At 73.1% G+C, this 14,710-nt stretch carries 15 protein-coding genes; 6 read left to right on the forward strand and 9 right to left on the reverse strand.

Features of this window, described 5'->3' with window-relative positions:
- The 3 genes from DMH12_RS21190 to DMH12_RS21200 all read left to right on the forward strand — a co-directional run.
- Positions 1-327: FMN-binding protein (locus DMH12_RS21190; protein WP_125493080.1), on the forward strand; the 327-nt coding region annotated here is incomplete at its 5' end.
- 55 nt (positions 328-382) lie between these two features.
- Positions 383-1,120 carry an FAD:protein FMN transferase gene (locus DMH12_RS21195; RefSeq protein WP_125493104.1) on the forward strand — a complete coding sequence of 246 codons (738 nt, stop codon included), beginning with the start codon at positions 383-385 and terminating at the stop codon, positions 1,118-1,120.
- Positions 1,121-1,183: 63 nt separating this feature from the next.
- The gene (locus DMH12_RS21200) at positions 1,184-1,876 is read left to right on the forward strand and encodes a haloacid dehalogenase type II (RefSeq protein ID WP_125493081.1); all 693 of its coding nucleotides are present in this window, start codon (positions 1,184-1,186) and stop codon (positions 1,874-1,876) included.
- A 23-nt stretch (positions 1,877-1,899) separates the two neighbouring features.
- Here DMH12_RS21200 and DMH12_RS21205 read toward each other — a convergent pair whose 3' ends face one another.
- Genes DMH12_RS21205 through argC form a run of 5 tightly spaced genes read right to left on the reverse strand, consistent with a single transcriptional unit; the run spans position 1,900 to position 6,745 of the window.
- The gene (locus DMH12_RS21205) at positions 1,900-2,439 is read right to left on the reverse strand and encodes an arginine repressor (RefSeq protein WP_064726981.1); all 540 of its coding nucleotides are present in this window, start codon (positions 2,437-2,439) and stop codon (positions 1,900-1,902) included.
- 7 nt (positions 2,440-2,446) lie between these two features.
- Entirely contained in the window at positions 2,447-3,676 is a 1,230-nt protein-coding gene (locus DMH12_RS21210; RefSeq protein WP_125493082.1) for an acetylornithine transaminase, read from the reverse strand.
- The gene (argB, locus tag DMH12_RS21215) at positions 3,673-4,572 is read right to left on the reverse strand and encodes an acetylglutamate kinase (protein WP_125493083.1); all 900 of its coding nucleotides are present in this window, start codon (positions 4,570-4,572) and stop codon (positions 3,673-3,675) included. The genes DMH12_RS21210 and argB overlap by 4 nt, the downstream gene beginning before the upstream one ends.
- Entirely contained in the window at positions 4,569-5,720 is a 1,152-nt protein-coding gene (gene argJ, locus DMH12_RS21220; RefSeq protein ID WP_125493084.1) for a bifunctional glutamate N-acetyltransferase/amino-acid acetyltransferase ArgJ, read from the reverse strand. Before argJ ends, argB begins: the two co-directional genes overlap by 4 nt.
- On the reverse strand, positions 5,717-6,745 hold the full coding sequence (gene argC, locus DMH12_RS21225) for an N-acetyl-gamma-glutamyl-phosphate reductase (RefSeq protein ID WP_125493085.1): 1,029 nt from the start codon (positions 6,743-6,745) through the stop codon (positions 5,717-5,719). Before argC ends, argJ begins: the two co-directional genes overlap by 4 nt.
- Positions 6,746-6,879: 134 nt before the next feature.
- On the opposite strand from argC, the gene DMH12_RS21230 reads away from it, so the two are divergent.
- Complete coding sequence (locus tag DMH12_RS21230; RefSeq protein WP_125493086.1) at positions 6,880-8,079, forward strand: SMI1/KNR4 family protein; 1,200 nt, start codon at positions 6,880-6,882, stop codon at positions 8,077-8,079.
- A 24-nt stretch (positions 8,080-8,103) separates the two neighbouring features.
- Here DMH12_RS21230 and DMH12_RS21235 read toward each other — a convergent pair whose 3' ends face one another.
- Complete coding sequence (locus DMH12_RS21235) at positions 8,104-10,578, reverse strand: alpha-L-arabinofuranosidase C-terminal domain-containing protein (protein ID WP_125493087.1); 2,475 nt, start codon at positions 10,576-10,578, stop codon at positions 8,104-8,106.
- 138 nt (positions 10,579-10,716) lie between these two features.
- Between DMH12_RS21235 and DMH12_RS21240 the strand changes: the two genes are divergently transcribed.
- Positions 10,717-11,226, forward strand: coding sequence for a DUF6314 family protein (locus DMH12_RS21240; RefSeq protein WP_185832449.1), 510 nt, complete (start codon positions 10,717-10,719; stop codon positions 11,224-11,226).
- Here DMH12_RS21240 and DMH12_RS21245 read toward each other — a convergent pair.
- From DMH12_RS21245 to DMH12_RS21255, 3 genes are all read right to left on the reverse strand, one after another.
- A complete protein-coding gene (locus DMH12_RS21245; protein WP_125493089.1) occupies positions 11,132-11,752 on the reverse strand; it encodes a histidine phosphatase family protein in 621 nt (206 codons plus the stop codon). The genes DMH12_RS21240 and DMH12_RS21245 overlap by 95 nt on opposite strands.
- 71 nt (positions 11,753-11,823) lie before the next feature.
- Positions 11,824-12,264 (reverse strand): GNAT family N-acetyltransferase, encoded by a 441-nt coding sequence (locus DMH12_RS21250; protein ID WP_125493090.1) that lies wholly within the window; start codon positions 12,262-12,264, stop codon positions 11,824-11,826.
- 63 nt (positions 12,265-12,327) lie between these two features.
- On the reverse strand, positions 12,328-13,767 hold the full coding sequence (locus tag DMH12_RS21255; RefSeq protein ID WP_125493091.1) for a PLP-dependent aminotransferase family protein: 1,440 nt from the start codon (positions 13,765-13,767) through the stop codon (positions 12,328-12,330).
- Between DMH12_RS21255 and DMH12_RS21260 the strand changes: the two genes are divergently transcribed.
- Entirely contained in the window at positions 13,766-14,692 is a 927-nt protein-coding gene (locus DMH12_RS21260) for a DMT family transporter (protein WP_125493092.1), read from the forward strand. The two genes, DMH12_RS21255 and DMH12_RS21260, sit on opposite strands and share 2 nt — an antisense overlap.
- Positions 14,693-14,710: the final 18 nt, after the last annotated feature.

Genomic DNA, 14,710 nt, shown 5'->3' on the forward strand with positions numbered 1-14,710 from the left:
GGGCAGGGTTCCGGCGGCGGCCCGGGCGAGGAGCAGGGCGGCGGTGGGCAGGGCACGCAGGTGCTCACCGGTGACGTCGCGCAGACCCAGTACGGGCCCGTTCAGGTGCGGGTCACCGTCAGCGGCGGGCGGATCACCGACGCCGAGACCCTCCAGGCGCCCAAGGGCGGACGGAGCGACCAGGTCACCGCCGACGCGGTGCCCAAGCTCGACCGGGCCGCCGTCAGCGCGGGCACCGCCGCCATCGACGCCGTCTCCGGCGCCACGTACACGAGCGCCGGATACAAGCAGTCCCTGCAATCGGCACTGGACCGGGCCGGTGGCTGACGCCGTGGCCGAGTCCGCACAGGCTCCCGCCGCGGTGCGTCACGTGGAGGAGACGATGGGGACCGTCTTCTCCTTCGACGTCCGCGGCGGGGAACCCACGGCCGTACGGGCGGCGTTGGACGAGGCGGTCGCCGGGCTGCACCGGGCCGACCAGGTGTTCAGCACCTACCGCGACGACAGCCAGGTCTCCCGGCTGGCGCGGGACGAGGTGACCGTCGAGGCGTGCGCGCCCGAGGTCGCCGAGGTGCTGGAGCTGGCGGCCGAGGCGGAGCGGGTGAGCGACGGCTGGTTCAGCACGCGGTTCCGGGGGCGGCTCGATCCGACCGGGATCGTCAAGGGCTGGGCCGTGGAGTGCGCCGCCCGCCGGATCGCGGCGGCGGGTGCGACGGGGGTCAGCCTCAACGGCGGCGGGGACGTGCAGTTGCTCGGGTCGCCGGGGGTGCGGCGGCCCTGGCGGGTCGGTGTGTCGGACCCGCTGCGGCCCGGCGGGCTCGCGGCCGTGGTCTCCGCGGCCGGGGCGGCCGAGCTGGCCGTGGCGACGTCCGGCAGCGCCGAGCGGGGTGCGCATGTCGTCGACCCGAGCACCGGGCGTTCGGCGGTCACCGACCTGTTGTCCGTGACGGTGGTGGCGCCGCGGCTGACCTGGGCGGACTGCTGGGCGACGGCGGCGTTCGCGATGGGTTCGCGGGAGGGGCTGCGGTGGCTGGAGTCGCTGCCCGGCGTCGAGGGGCTGCTGATCACGGCCGGGGACGAGGTGCGGTGTACTGGAGGACTGGCGGCCTGGCTGGGCTGAACCCGGCCGACGGGTGACCGGCACGCCGCCGGGCAGGTGTCCGCACGCGTTGGAGGAGGCCGCATGGCAGAGGCGAGCGATGTCGAGGCCGTCGTGTTCGACGTGCTCGGCACGATGGTCGACGAACCGGGGGGACTGCGCGCGGCGTTGCGCGAGGCGGTGCCCGAGGCCGACGCGGCCTCGGTCGGCCATCTGCTCACGGTGTGGCAGGAGCACGTCGAGCACGAGATCGGGCGCATAGGGGCGAAGGAGCGGCCGTACGCCGACTCCGGGGTCCTGGACCGCGAGGCGGCGGAGCGGGTCGCCGAGCACGCCGGGCTCACCGACGGGGACGCCGTGGCGCGGCTGGCCACCGCCGGCCGGCGCCTGGCGCCGTGGGACGACTCCGTCGCGGGTCTCGCGCGCCTGGCCGAACGCTTCCCGGTCCTGGGGCTCTCCAACGCCAGTCGCGCGTCGCTGCTCCGCCTCAACGCCTACGCGGGGCTGCGCTGGCACCAGGCCCTGTCGGCCGAGGACGCGGGGGCGTACAAACCCGCGCCGGAGGTCTACCGGCTCGCCCTCGGCGCGGCCGACTGTCCGCCGGAGCGGGTGCTGATGGTCGCCGCCCACGCCTGGGACCTGCGGGGTGCCCAGGCCGTGGGCATGCGCACCGCCTACGTCCGGCGCCCGGTGGGTGACCCGCCGCGCGGCTCGGACGCCTTCGACTGGGCGGTGGACGGTCTGGCCGAGCTGGTCGCGGTGCTGACGCGGGGGTAGCCCGCCGGCCGCACCGGCCGCGCTCAGTGGCCGTTCTGCGCCAGCCGCAGCAGGTGGTCGGCCAGCGCCTGCCCGCCCGTCGGCTCCCGGCTGATCAGCATCAGCGTGTCGTCGCCGGCGATGGTGCCGAGGATGTCGTGCAGCTCCGCCTGGTCGATGGCCGAGGCGAGGAACTGCGCCGCACCCGGCGGGGTGCGCAGGACCACGAGGTTCGCCGAGGCCTCCGCGGAGATCAGCAGCTCCGCGGAGAGCCGCCGCATCCGCTCCTCCTTCGCCGACTCGCCGAGCGGCGCCCGCGGGGTGCGGAAACCGCCCTCGCTGGGCACCGCGTAGATGAGGTCGCCGTCGGTGTTGCGGATCTTCACCGCGTTCAGCTCGTCCAGATCGCGGGAGAGCGTCGCCTGGGTGACGGTCAGCCCGTCGTCGGCGAGCAGCTTCGCGAGCTGGCTCTGCGAGCGCACCGCCTGCCGGTTGAGGATGTCCACGATCCGCCGGTGGCGTGCGGTGCGGGTCTGCGGCAGGGCGGGCCCCGCCGTCTGATCGTGCTCCTGCGCCTGGCTCATCGTCGTCTCATTCTCCGGATCGTCCGTCCCCGTGGGCCGCGTGGGCGGCCTGGTCAAGGATGCCGGGCAGGGCCCCGAGGAAGGCGTCCACCACGTCGTCGCCGAGGTTCAGCGCGGGCATCAGCCGTACGACGTCAGGGGCGGGCGCGTTCACCAGGATTCCGGCGTCCTGAGCCGCCTGCTGCACCTGGGGCGCCAGTGGCTCGGTGAGCACGATACCCAGGAGCAGTCCGGCACCCCGGACGTGCCCGACCAACGGGTGGCCGAGCGCCTCGGCTCCGCCGCGGATCCTCTCGCCCTGCCGCTTCACGTTGTCCAGCAGACCCTCGTCCGCGATGGTGTCGAGGACGGCGAGTCCGGCGGCGCAGGCGACCGGGTTGCCGCCGAAGGTCGTGCCGTGCTGGCCCGGCTGGAGGAGTTCGGCGGCGCGTCCGAAGGCGACGGTCGCGCCCAGCGGCAGCCCGCCGCCGAGGCCCTTGGCGAGGGTGACGACGTCCGGCAGGACGCCCTCGTGCGCCTGGTACTCGAACCAGTGGCCGGTGCGGCCGACGCCGGTCTGCACCTCGTCCAGGACCAGCAGCGCCCCGGTGGCGGCGGTGATGGCGCGGGCGGCCTTGAGATAGCCGGGCGGCGGGACGACGACGCCGTTCTCGCCCTGGATCGGCTCGATGACGACCAGGGCCGTCTGCTCGGTGACCGCCGCCGCCAGCGCCTGCGCGTCCCCGTAGGGCACGTGGGTGACGTCGCCGGGCAGCGGCCGGAACGGCTCCTGCTTGCCGGGCTGGCCGGTCAGCGCCAGGGCGCCCATGGTGCGGCCGTGGAAGCCGCCGTCGGTGGCGACCATGTGCGGCCGCCCGGTGAGCCGGCCGATCTTGAAGGCGCCCTCGTTGGCCTCGGCTCCGGAGTTGCAGAAGTAGACCCTGCCGTCGCGGCCGAAGCGCTGGAGCAGCCGTTCGGCGAGCGCGACCGGCGGTTCGGCGATGAAGAGGTTGGAGACGTGGCCGAGGGAGGCGATCTGCCGGCTCACCGCCTCGACCACCGCCGGGTGGGCGTGGCCGAGCGCGTTGACCGCGATGCCGCCGACGAAGTCCAGGTATTCCTTGCCGTCGGCGTCCCACAGCCGGGAGCCCGCACCGCGCACCAGGGGCAGGCGCGGCGTGCCGTAGTTGTTCATGAGCGTGCCCTGCCAGCGCTCGGTCAGCTCCGCGTTGCCCGCGGTGTCCCCGGTGTTGCTCACGACTCCCCCTGTTCGTCCGGCACGACCATCGTGCCGATTCCCTCGTCGGTGAAGATCTCCAGCAGGATCGAGTGCTGGACCCGGCCGTCGATGACGCGGGCGGTGGTGACGCCGTTGCGTACGGCGTGCAGGCAGCCCTCCATCTTCGGCACCATGCCGGCAGACAGGTCGGGCAGCAGTTTCTCCAGCTGGGTCGCGGTGAGGCGGCTGATCACCTCGTCGGAGTCCGGCCAGTCCTCGTAGAGGCCCTCCACGTCGGTGAGGACCATGAGAGTCTCGGCGCCGAGCGCCGCAGCGAGTGCCGCAGCCGCCGTATCAGCATTGACGTTGTAGACATGGTGATCGTCCTCGGAGCGGGCGATCGAGGAGACGACCGGGATGCGGCCGTCGGCGAGCAGCGCCTCGATGGCGCCCGTGTCGATCTCGGTGATCTGTCCGACCCGCCCGATGTCGACGAGTTCGCCCTCGATCCGGGGCTGGTGCTTGGTGGCGGTGATGGTGTGGGCGTCCTCACCGGTGAGACCGACGGCGAGCGGTCCGTGCTGGTTGAGCAGACCGACCAGCTCACGCTGGACCTGTCCGGCCAGCACCATCCGTACGACGTCCATGGCGTCCTCGGTGGTCACGCGCAGGCCGGCCTTGAACTCGCTGACGATGCCGTGCCGGTCGAGGGCGGCGCTGATCTGCGGGCCGCCGCCGTGCACGACGACGGGCTTGAGGCCGGCGTGGCGCAGGAAGACGACGTCCTGGGCGAAGGCGGCCTTGAGGTCCTCGTCGACCATGGCGTTGCCGCCGAACTTGATGACGACGGTCTTGCCGTGGTGCCGGGTCAGCCAGGGCAGCGCCTCGATGAGGGTCTGGGCCTTGGGGAGCGCGGTGTGCTTTCGGGTGCTCATGAGGAGTACGCGCTGTTCTCGTGGACGTAGTCGGCGGTGAGGTCGTTGGTCCAGATGGTGGCCGTGGCGTCGCCGGCGGCGAGGTCGGCGACGACGTGGACCTCGCGGTAGCGCATGTCGACCAGCTCGCGGTCCTCGCCGACACCGCCGTTCTTGCAGACCCAGACGCCGTTGATGGCGACGTTGAGCCGGTCGGGCTCGAAGGCGGCGGAGGTGGTGCCGATGGCGGAGAGCACGCGGCCCCAGTTGGGGTCCTCGCCATGGATGGCGCATTTGAGGAGGTTGTTGCGGGCGATGGTGCGGCCGACCAGGACGGCGTCGTCCTCGGTCGCGGCGTTCACGACCTCGACCTTGATGTCCTTGCTCGCGCCCTCGGCGTCCCGGATGAGCTGCTGCCCGAGGTCGTCGCAGACGGTCCGTACGGCCTCGGCGAAGTCGTCGTGGGCCGGGGTGACGCCGGAGGCGCCCGAGGCCAGCAGCAGCACGGTGTCGTTGGTGGACATGCAGCCGTCGGAGTCGACGCGGTCGAAGGTGACGCGGGTGGCGGCGCGCAGCGCGGTGTCCAGCGCGCCGGCCTCCAGGTCGGCGTCGGTGGTGAGGACGACGAGCATGGTGGCGAGGCCCGGCGCGAGCATCCCGGCGCCCTTGGCCATGCCGCCGACGGTCCAGCCGTCCTTGGTGACGACGGAGGTCTTGTGCACGGTGTCGGTGGTCTTGATGGCGATGGCGGCCTTCTCGCCGCCGTGCTCGGACAGCTGACCGGCGGCCGCCTCGACTCCCGGGAGCAGCTTGTCCATCGGCAGCAGTACGCCGATGAGTCCCGTGGAGCACACGGCGACCTCGCCCGCGCCCGTCCCGAGCACCTCGGCGGCCTTCTCGGCGGTGGCGTGGGTGTCCTGGAAGCCCTTGGGGCCTGTGCAGGCGTTGGCCCCGCCCGAGTTGAGGACGACGGCGGACACCTGCCCGCTCTTCAGCACCTGCTCGGACCACAGGACCGGCGCGGCCTTGACGCGGTTGGAGGTGAAGACGCCCGCGGCGGCGCGGCGGGGGCCGGTGTTGACCACGAGGGCCAGGTCGGGGTTGCCGCTCTCCTTGATCCCGGCGGCGATTCCGGCCGCCGTGAATCCCTTTGCTGCGGTCACGCTCACGGGGCGACTCCGATCGTCGTCAGTCCGGTGGTCTCGTCGAGACCCAGGGCGATGTTCATGCTCTGGACGGCACCGCCCGCGGTGCCCTTGGCCAGGTTGTCGATGGCTCCGATGGCGATGACGCGGCCCGCGGCGGCGTCGTACGCGACCTGGATCTGCACGGCGTTGGATCCGTAGACGGAAGCGGTGGCGGGCCACTGGCCCTCGGGCAGCAGGTGCACGAAGGGCTCGTCGGCGAAGGCCTTCTCGTAGGCGGCGCGGACGGCTTCGGCGGTGACGCCGGGCTTCGCCTTGGCGGTGCAGGTGGCGAGGATGCCGCGGGGCATCGGTGCGAGGGTCGGCGTGAAGGAGACGGTGACCGGCTCACCGGCGACCGCGCCGAGGTTCTGGATCATCTCGGGGGTGTGCCGGTGCAGGCCCCCGACGCCGTACGGCGACATGGACCCCATGACCTCGCTGCCCAGCAGGTGCGGCTTGGCCGCCTTGCCCGCGCCGGAGGTGCCGGAGGCGGCGACGATCACCGCCTCGGGCTCGGCGAGGCCGGCGGCGTAGGCCGGGAAGAGGGCCAGCGAGACGGCGGTCGGGTAGCAACCGGGCACCGCGACACGCTTGGACCCCTCCAGCGCGGCGCGGGCACCCGGCAGTTCGGGGAGGCCGTAGGGCCAGGTGCCGGCGTGCGGGGAGTCGTAGAACCTCTCCCAGTCGCCGGCGTCCTTCAGGCGGAAGTCGGCGCCCATGTCCACGACCAGCACGTCCGGCCCGAGCTGCTCGGCGACGGCGGCGGACTGGCCGTGCGGGAGCGCGAGGAACACGACGTCGTGCCCGGCGAGCGCCTCGGGCGTGGTCGCCTCCAGGACCCGGTCGGCCAGCGGCAGCAGATGCGGCTGCAGCGCGCCGAGCCGCTGCCCCGCGTTGGAGTTGCCGGTCAGGGCGCCGATCTCGACCCCGGGGTGCGCGATCAGCAGACGCAGCAGCTCACCGCCCGCATACCCACTCGCTCCGGCCACCGCCGCACGTACCGCCATGACGTCCTCCATCCTTGATGGCATGACTATACGTTTCGCTGCACGTTTATGCAACGCGCTCCGAGTAGGCGGGCACCCGTCCCACACCGACGGGTAGGCTGCCCAGCCGATCACCGGATGGCACGGAGGACCCGTTGAGCGTCGACTTCGCCGCTTTCACCACCTCGCACGACGAGCGGCCACCGGCTCCCGTGCCGGTGGACTGGGACCTCGTCGAGGAGTGGCTCGGGGTACGGCTGCCCCGGGACTACAAGCGGCTCGCGGAGCGGTACGGGCCCGTGGACCTCGGCGAGTACTTCTGGATCCACGTGCCGTGCGTAGAGGACGGCCGGTTCGACTACGGCGAGTGGCTGCGCGAGACGCACCGGGAGGCCCGGATCGAGGCCCGGGACCTGCCGGCCGGGGAGCGGTTCGCGGTGCATCCGGAGCCGGGCGGGCTGCTGGCCTGGGGATGCACCCGGGGCTCCGACACCCTTTTCTGGGACACCTCCGTCTCGGCCGATCCGGACGAGTGGACGGTGGTCGTCCGGCACCAGGGTTCGGTACCGGGGAGCGGCCTGCTGGACTGGCACGCCTACGACCTCACGCTCACCGAGTACCTGCGCCACGCCGTCCGGGAGACCTGGGAGCTGCCCTCCCCGCCCGGCCCGCTGATGGGGCCCGTGAGCGGCAGCGTGGCGCGGACCGCCTTCCTGCCGACGGCCGCGCCCTGGACCCCGCCCGCGGAAGTCCCTCCCCGGCTGACCGACGCGCAGCGGCGCGTCGCTCTGGAGACCGGCGCCGGACTGGACGCCCTGCGTCTGCTGTCACCGCCGCCCGAGCGGCCGTATCTCGGCGGCGGAACGTGGGAGGGGCTCTTCGCGGAACTGGGCACACGGCTGCCGGGCGAGTACGTGCGGCTGATGGACCTGTACGGCGCCGGGTGCTGGAGCGAGTGGCTGCGCTTCCTGACGCCCCTGCGGACCGGCGAGCGGCGCTTCGTGACCCACGTGGAGGAGGTGCTGGGCGCGTACCGCTCGGCCAGAGGGAGATTCCCGGAGGACCACCCGCTCACCGCCTGGCCCGAGCCCGGCGGCTTCCTGCCCTTCGCCAACTCCATCGACGCCGACCACCTCGGCTGGCTCACGGAGGGCGACGACCCCGACGCATGGCCGCTGGTGGTGTGGCCGCGGCACGCGCCCCAGGGGGCGCCCCTGGGGCACGGCCTGGTCGACACCCTGGTGGCGTGGCAGCGCGGGACCCTCGTCACCCACGGGCTGGCGGGTCTGGACGAGGAGGACGACCCGTTGGAGTTCGCGGGGTTCGAGGCCTGGGACGACCGCGCCCACTGGTGAGGCCGCCCCAGGCCGTCCGGCCGCCTACCCCTGCCTGATCCGCAGGAACGTCACCGAGTTCGCCGGGAAGGTGTACTCGAACTCGTTCGCCACCCCGGAGAAGGTGGACCGCACCGGCGTGACCGGTGTGGTCGTCTCCGTGTTGACCGCGTCCTGTTCGGCGGCCAGGGTCGTGACGCGGGCCTTGCCGGCGACCTCCGCGCCGCCGAGGTCGACGGCCGTGCGGGCCGCGGTGTCCTGGGCATTGACGACCTTGACGATCAGGTCGCCGGTGCGCGCGTCCTCCGTGACGACCTGGCGGAACGGCTCGGCCGGCTTGTCGTCGGTGAAGCTGCCCCACTCCTTGCCGTCGAGGTAGAGGGTCACCTGGCGACCCCGCACCTTGACGTCGATGTCGTAGGCGCGGCCCGTCTCGATCGACCCGGCCTTCGACAGGAGCGTCGACTTGCCCCCGTCCGCGGCCTGCTCGACGGCGGACTGGGTGTTGTTCCAGCCGCCCAGGTTCCACCAGTAGTAGTTGCCGGTGTCCTTGACGCCGAAGGCGACGAGGAAGCCCTCCTTGCCGGCCTTCTTGGTGGCCCTCACGTGCAGGTCGTAGTTCTGCCAGCCGGGGTCACCGGCCGTGACCATGGTGTTCTCGGCCGCGGTGTCCGTCTGGACGTAGGCGCCGTCCTGGACGGTCCAGCTGCCCGCGCCCGAGTGCGTCCACCGCGACGCGCCCCCGGAGAAGTCGTCGGACAGGAGGGTCCGGCCGTCCTGCGAGGTCACCCGCACGTCGTCGTACGCCGCGCTGGTCGCCCACGTCGACAGGCCGACGGCACCGGTGACGGGGCCGCTGACGTCCGGTGTGCCGGTGGCCGTGGACGGGACGACGCGGTCGCCGGTGTTGTTCATGAAGAGCTTCTGGACCTCGTAGTTCGCCGAACCCCAGGACGCGTGGTTGTTGAACCAGATCATGTCCGGGTTCCACTGCACGTAGTCCTCGTTGGCGAGCAGCGGGGCGTAGGAGGCGAGCTTGACGACGTCCGCGTTGCGTTCGAGGCCGGTCATGAAGGCCGCCTCGGACAGGGCGTTCTTCCAGGCGTTGCCCTGGGAGGCGTATTCGCCGAGGAAGACCTTCGGGCCCTTGCGGTCGTAGGAGTCGTAGCGGTCGTTGTTCTGGAGGAACCACCGCGGGCTGTTGTAGTAGTGCTCGTCGACCATGGCGACGCCCGCCTCGCGGTTCAGCCGCCACGCCGTGTCGAAGGTGGTGCCGGAGTCGTCCGGTCCGGAGTTGGAGACGACGGTGATGTCCGGGTACTTCGCCTCGATGGCCGCGCGGAACTTCTCGAAGCGCTCGAGGAACTCGACCGGGAGGTTCTCCTCGTTGCCGACCCCCAGGTGGGTGAGGCCGAAGGGCTTCGGGTGCCCCATCTCGGCGCGCTTGCGTCCCCACTCGCTGGTGCGGGGGCCGTTGGCGAACTCGATGAGGTCCAGGGTGTCCTGCACGTGCCGCTCCAGCAGCGCCTCGTCGTCGACCGCCTGGTTCTGGCCGCAGCCGGTGACCAGGGCGGGGACGACGGGCAGCGGCATGGCGCCGATGTCCTCGGCGAAGCGGAAGTACTCGTAGTAGCCGAGGCCGTAGCTCTGGTTGTAGCCCCAGAAGTTGGCGTTGGTGGCGCGCTCCTCGACCGGGCCGATGGTGTCCTTCCACTGGTAGCTGCGCTCGCGCTGCCAGCCGCTCGCCTCGCTGTAGTCCTCCATGGAGCCGGTGTTGACGAGGCAGCCGCCGGGGAAGCGCAGGAAGCCGGGGTGCAGGGCCTCGATCTTCTCGGCGAGGTCCGCGCGCAGGCCGTTCGGCTGGTGCTTGTAGGTGTCGCGCGGGAACAGCGACACCATGTCGAGGGCGGCCGGGGCGGCGGTGGCCACGGCGAGCCGGCCGCGGTCGCTGGTGCGGGTCGCGGTGAAGGTGGCGGTGTACTTGCGCCACTCGCCCCGCGCGGCCACCTCGCGCACCTGCGCGAGCGTCCCGGCGGCGTCCCGGAGGCTGACGGTGAGGGTGGTGCCGCCGGCGGCGCGGGCCCACACCGAGAAGTCGTACTTCTCACCCTTCTCGACGTGGATGCCGGTGTTGTAGCCGCCGTTGGTGACCGACGAACCGGCGCCCAGGGAGAGGTAGGCGCGGTTGCGCTCGTTGAGCCGGCCCGCGTCGTCCAGCACCCGGGCCGTGCCGTCGGACGTCCAGGAGGTGAGCGGCGTGTACGAGGCGTTGTCGGCGGTGGAGTACTCGAAGGACCGGTTCTGCACCAGCTCGGCGTAGAGGCCGCCGTCGGCGGCCCGGTTGATGTCCTCGTAGAAGACGCCGTACATCGTGTCGTCGATCGCGGCGCCCCGGGCCGACGGGTCGACGGTGATCGTGTAGTCGGCGGCGGCCTCCGCGTGGACCGGGGACGGCAGCAGGGCCGAGGCCGTCAGGAGGGCGGTGACGCTGAGACCGAGTCTCCAGCGGGTGCGTGACATGGATACTCCGCGGCTCTCACTAGGTGTTCGAGATATCGGACGCTGGTCAGCACTTCGAACGGCAAGATAGGGAGGTGACCGAAGTGCGTCAATGGGTCACACAGCAACCAGCGGGCCGGGGCCGGAAAGCGAGTGGAAATGGGCGAGTTGTGGCCGGTGCCGGACGTGCTGGCGTATCTCGCGGGCCGGTGGCGCACCGAGCGGACGGTGCGGGATCTGGCGAGCGGCGCGGAGGGCCGCTTCGAGGGGACCACCGCGTTCGACGCGCTGGCCGAGGGCGGGCTGCTGAGCCGGGAGTCCGGCGCCTTCACCTGGCAGGGCGTGACCCGGCCCGCGGAGCGGACGCTGCGCTACACGCCGGGAAGCGCTCCGGGGACCGCCGACGTGCGCTTCGCGGACGGCCGCCCCTTCCACGGCCTCGACCTGGCCTCGGGACGCCATGTGGCCGACCATCCGTGCGCCGCCGACCTCTACCGCGGCGAGTTCACCGTCCAGGGCCCGAGCCGCTGGCGGACGGTGTGGCGGGTGGGCGGCCCGGCCAAGGACCTGCTGCTCACAACGGATTATCTTCGCGAAACGCCGGATGCGCGGCCCATTGCGGAGGCGTCCCCTCGAAGCGCAGACTCCAGCGGCCCGCCCGGCCCGTGAGCGTGGTCGTCGAGAGGGGCCGCACGTCCAGGTTCCAGTACGTCGCCGGCGGCGCCCGCAGCGCGTAGACCAGCGCGGCCCGGATCACGGAGGGCTCGGCGACGGCGACGATGCGGTCGCCGTCGCCGCCCGGGCGGGTGTCGAGCCAGCCGCCGACCCGGCTGATGAAGACGAGCAGCGACTCCCCGCCGTGCGGGGCCGACCACGGGTCGGCGAGCCAGGCGTCCACCGCCGAGGGCTCGCGGGCCATGGCCTCGGCGAGGGTCAGTCCGCGCCAGCGGCCCATGTCGCATTCCCGCAGGGCGAGTTGGACCAGCGGAGCGAAGCCGAGGGCGTCCCCGGTGGCGCGGCTGCGGGGCGTGGGCGAGCAGTAGCGCAGCTCGGCGGCCGCCAGCGGCAGCAGACCGCCCGCGGCGCGGAGCACCTCGTCCCATCCGGCCTGGTCCAGCGGCCGGTCGTCGTCGAAGCGCTCGGCGAGCAGCGGTGAGCTGCGTGCGGAGGCGACGAACGTGACCCGAAGCGCCATGCCGTGATGGTGGAGGGCAGAGGTGAGCAGGTCAAGGGGTGTTGTTCGGAGCTACCCAGGATTCACGCCAGTCACGGCCCGAAGGTGAGCGCCATCCACTCGCCGGGCCGCTCCAGCGCGGTGAAGCCGAGCTTCTCGTAGACCCCGTGCGCGTCGTGCGTGGCCAGCAGGATCCTGCGCAGCCCGTGCGCCCTCAGGTGCTCGCGCACCGCCGCGACCAGGGCCGAGCCGAGGCCCTTGGCGCGCACGGCGGGGTCGACGTACACGTCGCACAGCCAGGCGAAGGTCGCCAGGTCGGTGATCACCCGGGCGTACGCCACCTGCTCCCCCGACAGGGCGTCGTAGACGCCGAAGTTGAGGGAGCCCTCGATGGCCCGGTCCTGCTTCTCGCGCGGCCGCCCGAGGGCCCAGTACGCGTCGGTGGAGAGCCAGCGGTGCACGCGCTCCGCGTCGATGCGCCGCGGGTCGGTGGAGATCTCGTAGCCCTCGGGCAACCTGGGGGTGTGGGTCATGCCGGGATGCTCGCAGGGCCGGTGAGACCGCGTCGACCGGATATCGGGCCGGGTCCGGCCGCGTCAGCCGCCCCATGTCTCCGTGCAGGCGGAGCGCAGCCGTCGTACGCCCTCGGCGATCTCGCCGGCGCCCGCCACGGCGGCGAAGCTCAGCCGGAGGTGGGCGGCGGGGGGTTCGGCGCTGAAGTAGGGGCGGCCCGGGGTGATCGCCACGCCCGCGCGCAGGGCGGCCGCGGTGAGCGCGACCTCGTCGGTGCCGTCGGGCAGGCGGAGCCACAGGTGGTATCCGCCGGACGGGATGTGCGGCAGCGACACCTCGGGCAGGCTCAGCCGCAGCGCGGACGTCATCGCGTCCCGCCGGTCCTTCAACTCGGCGGCGATCGCACGCAGGTGGCGCGGCCAGGCGGGTGACCCCACCAGTTCCAGCGCCGCCTCCTGGAGCGGCCGGGGCACGAAGAAGGTGTCGACGACCTGGATGGCCCGCAGCCGCTCCAGGACCGGCCCGCGCGCCGCCAGCGCGCTGACCCGGAAGCTGGGCGAGGTCGCCTTGGTCAGCGAGCAGACGTGGACCACGACGCCGTCCGGGTCGTCGGCGGCGAGCGGCGCGGGCAGCGGTCCGGCGTCCTCGTGCACCAGCCGCCGTACGAAGTCGTCCTCCACCACGAAGGCGCCGGCCGCCCGCGCGATGCGCAGCACCTCACCGCGCCGCTCCGGGGCGAGCACGGCACCGGTCGGGTTCTGGAAGAGGGGCTGGCAGACCAGGACACGGGCGCCGGTGGCCCGGAAGGCGTCGGCGAGCAGGGACGGGCGGACACCGTCGGCGTCCACGGGGACCGGCACCGGGCGCAGTCCGGCCGCCCGCGCGATGGCCAGCATGCCGGGGTACGTCGGCGACTCGACGAGCACGGGGGTGCCGGGCGGGGTGAGCGCGCGCAGGGCGGTGGTCAGCGCGGACTGTCCGCCCGCCGTGATCAGCACCTCCGCGGCCGTGATGGCTCCGCCGATGCCGCGCGCGAACCACTCCCGCAGCTCCGGCAGCCCCTCCATCGGCGGCCGGCCCCACGCACCGGGCCGCCGCCCGGCCCGCGCCAGGGCCGCGGCCATCGCGCGCTCGGGCTGGAGCGACGGGTGCAGGTAGCCGCCGTTGAACTCCACGACGCCGGGCGGCGGGGCGGCCAGCGAGACCAGCACGCCCGAGGCGTCCACCGTGCGCGGTACGAGGTCGGCGGCGCCGTCGGCGCTGAGCGCGACCTCCTGCCAGGAGGTGTCCCCGGTGGGTGCGGCCGTGGGGCGCGGCCGGGCGCGGAAGACGCCGGCGCCGGGCCGGGTGACCACCAGTCCCTCGGCCGCCAGTTGCGCCAGGGCCCGGGAGACGGTCACCGGGCTCACCCGGAACCGGTCGACGAGGGACCGGCTCGACGGGAGCTTTCCGCCGGGTGAGTAGCGGTTCAACTCTCCTCGCAACTCACTCACCAGGTCAGCAACGCTGCTACGCTCTTGCATGAGAGCACAGAGTAGCGCTACCGCACCGTCAGGGATAGCAGTGGGCGGTCCGACCGCCAGCACCGGCGGCCGGTCCTCCGGCACACTCCTGGCCGCGCTCGGCGTCGTCGCCTTCTCCCTCACCTTCCCGGCCACCGCCTGGGGCCTGGAGGGCTTCGGCCCCTGGTCCCTGATCGCGGTGCGCAGCATCCTGGCCGCGGTGATCGCCGGGGGCTGCCTGCTCGTCCTGCGCGTGGCGCCCCCCGAGCGGCGGCACTGGGCGGGGCTCGCGGTGGTCGGCGCCGGGGTGGTCCTGGGCTTTCCGCTCCTGACCACGCTCGCCCTCCAGACGTCGACGACCGCGCACGCCGCCGTCGTGGTGGGCCTCCTTCCGCTGACGACCGCGCTGTTCTCGGCCCTGCGCATCGGCACCCGGCCCTCGCGCACCTTCTGGCTCGCCGCCCTGGCGGGTGCGGCGGCCGTGATCGCCTTCACGGTCCAGCAGAGCGGCGGGGCGCTGACCTCGGCCGACGCCTATCTCTTCGCGGCGCTGCTGGTGTGCGCGGCCGGCTACACGGAGGGCGGCAGGCTGGCCCGGGTGATGCCGGGCTGGCACGTGATCGGCTGGGCGCTGGTGCTGTGTCTGCCGCTGACGGTGCCGATGGCCGCGGTCGCCCTGTCGTTCGAGCCGGTGCACCTGACGGCGCACAGCGTGACCGGTCTGCTGTGGGTGGCGGCGGGCTCGCAGTTCCTCGGCCTGGTCGTCTGGTACCGGGGCATGGCGGCCATCGGGATCCCGAAGGCCAGCCAGTTGCAGCTGGCCCAGCCGCTGCTCACACTGGTGTGGTCGGTACTTCTCCTGGGCGAGCACCTGACGGTGGCCGCTCCGCTGACGGCCGCGGCGGTACTGGTGTGCATCGCGGTCACCCAGCGGGCCCGGGGCTGAGAGCGGCACACAGGCGAG

It is taken from the genome of Streptomyces sp. WAC 04229 (genome assembly GCF_003947455.1).
Taxonomy (GTDB): domain Bacteria; phylum Actinomycetota; class Actinomycetes; order Streptomycetales; family Streptomycetaceae; genus Streptomyces.

What these genes read in the sequence shown, in the direction of transcription:
- DMH12_RS21205 (WP_064726981.1), bottom strand. Translation starts at nt 2,439, where the DNA reads ATGAGCCAGGCGCAGGAGCACGATCAGACGGCGGGGCCCGCCCTGCCG.
- DMH12_RS21250 (WP_125493090.1), bottom strand. Translation starts at nt 12,264, where the DNA reads ATGACCCACACCCCCAGGTTGCCCGAGGGCTACGAGATCTCCACCGAC.
- argB (WP_125493083.1), bottom strand. Translation starts at nt 4,572, where the DNA reads ATGAGCACCCGAAAGCACACCGCGCTCCCCAAGGCCCAGACCCTCATC.
- DMH12_RS21200 (WP_125493081.1), top strand. Translation starts at nt 1,184, where the DNA reads ATGGCAGAGGCGAGCGATGTCGAGGCCGTCGTGTTCGACGTGCTCGGC.
- DMH12_RS21245 (WP_125493089.1), bottom strand. Translation starts at nt 11,752, where the DNA reads ATGGCGCTTCGGGTCACGTTCGTCGCCTCCGCACGCAGCTCACCGCTG.
- DMH12_RS21235 (WP_125493087.1), bottom strand. Translation starts at nt 10,578, where the DNA reads ATGTCACGCACCCGCTGGAGACTCGGTCTCAGCGTCACCGCCCTCCTG.
- DMH12_RS21260 (WP_125493092.1), top strand. Translation starts at nt 13,766, where the DNA reads ATGAGAGCACAGAGTAGCGCTACCGCACCGTCAGGGATAGCAGTGGGC.
- DMH12_RS21255 (WP_125493091.1), bottom strand. Translation starts at nt 13,767, where the DNA reads ATGCAAGAGCGTAGCAGCGTTGCTGACCTGGTGAGTGAGTTGCGAGGA.
- DMH12_RS21240 (WP_185832449.1), top strand. Translation starts at nt 10,717, where the DNA reads ATGGGCGAGTTGTGGCCGGTGCCGGACGTGCTGGCGTATCTCGCGGGC.
- DMH12_RS21195 (WP_125493104.1), top strand. Translation starts at nt 383, where the DNA reads ATGGGGACCGTCTTCTCCTTCGACGTCCGCGGCGGGGAACCCACGGCC.
- argC (WP_125493085.1), bottom strand. Translation starts at nt 6,745, where the DNA reads ATGGCGGTACGTGCGGCGGTGGCCGGAGCGAGTGGGTATGCGGGCGGT.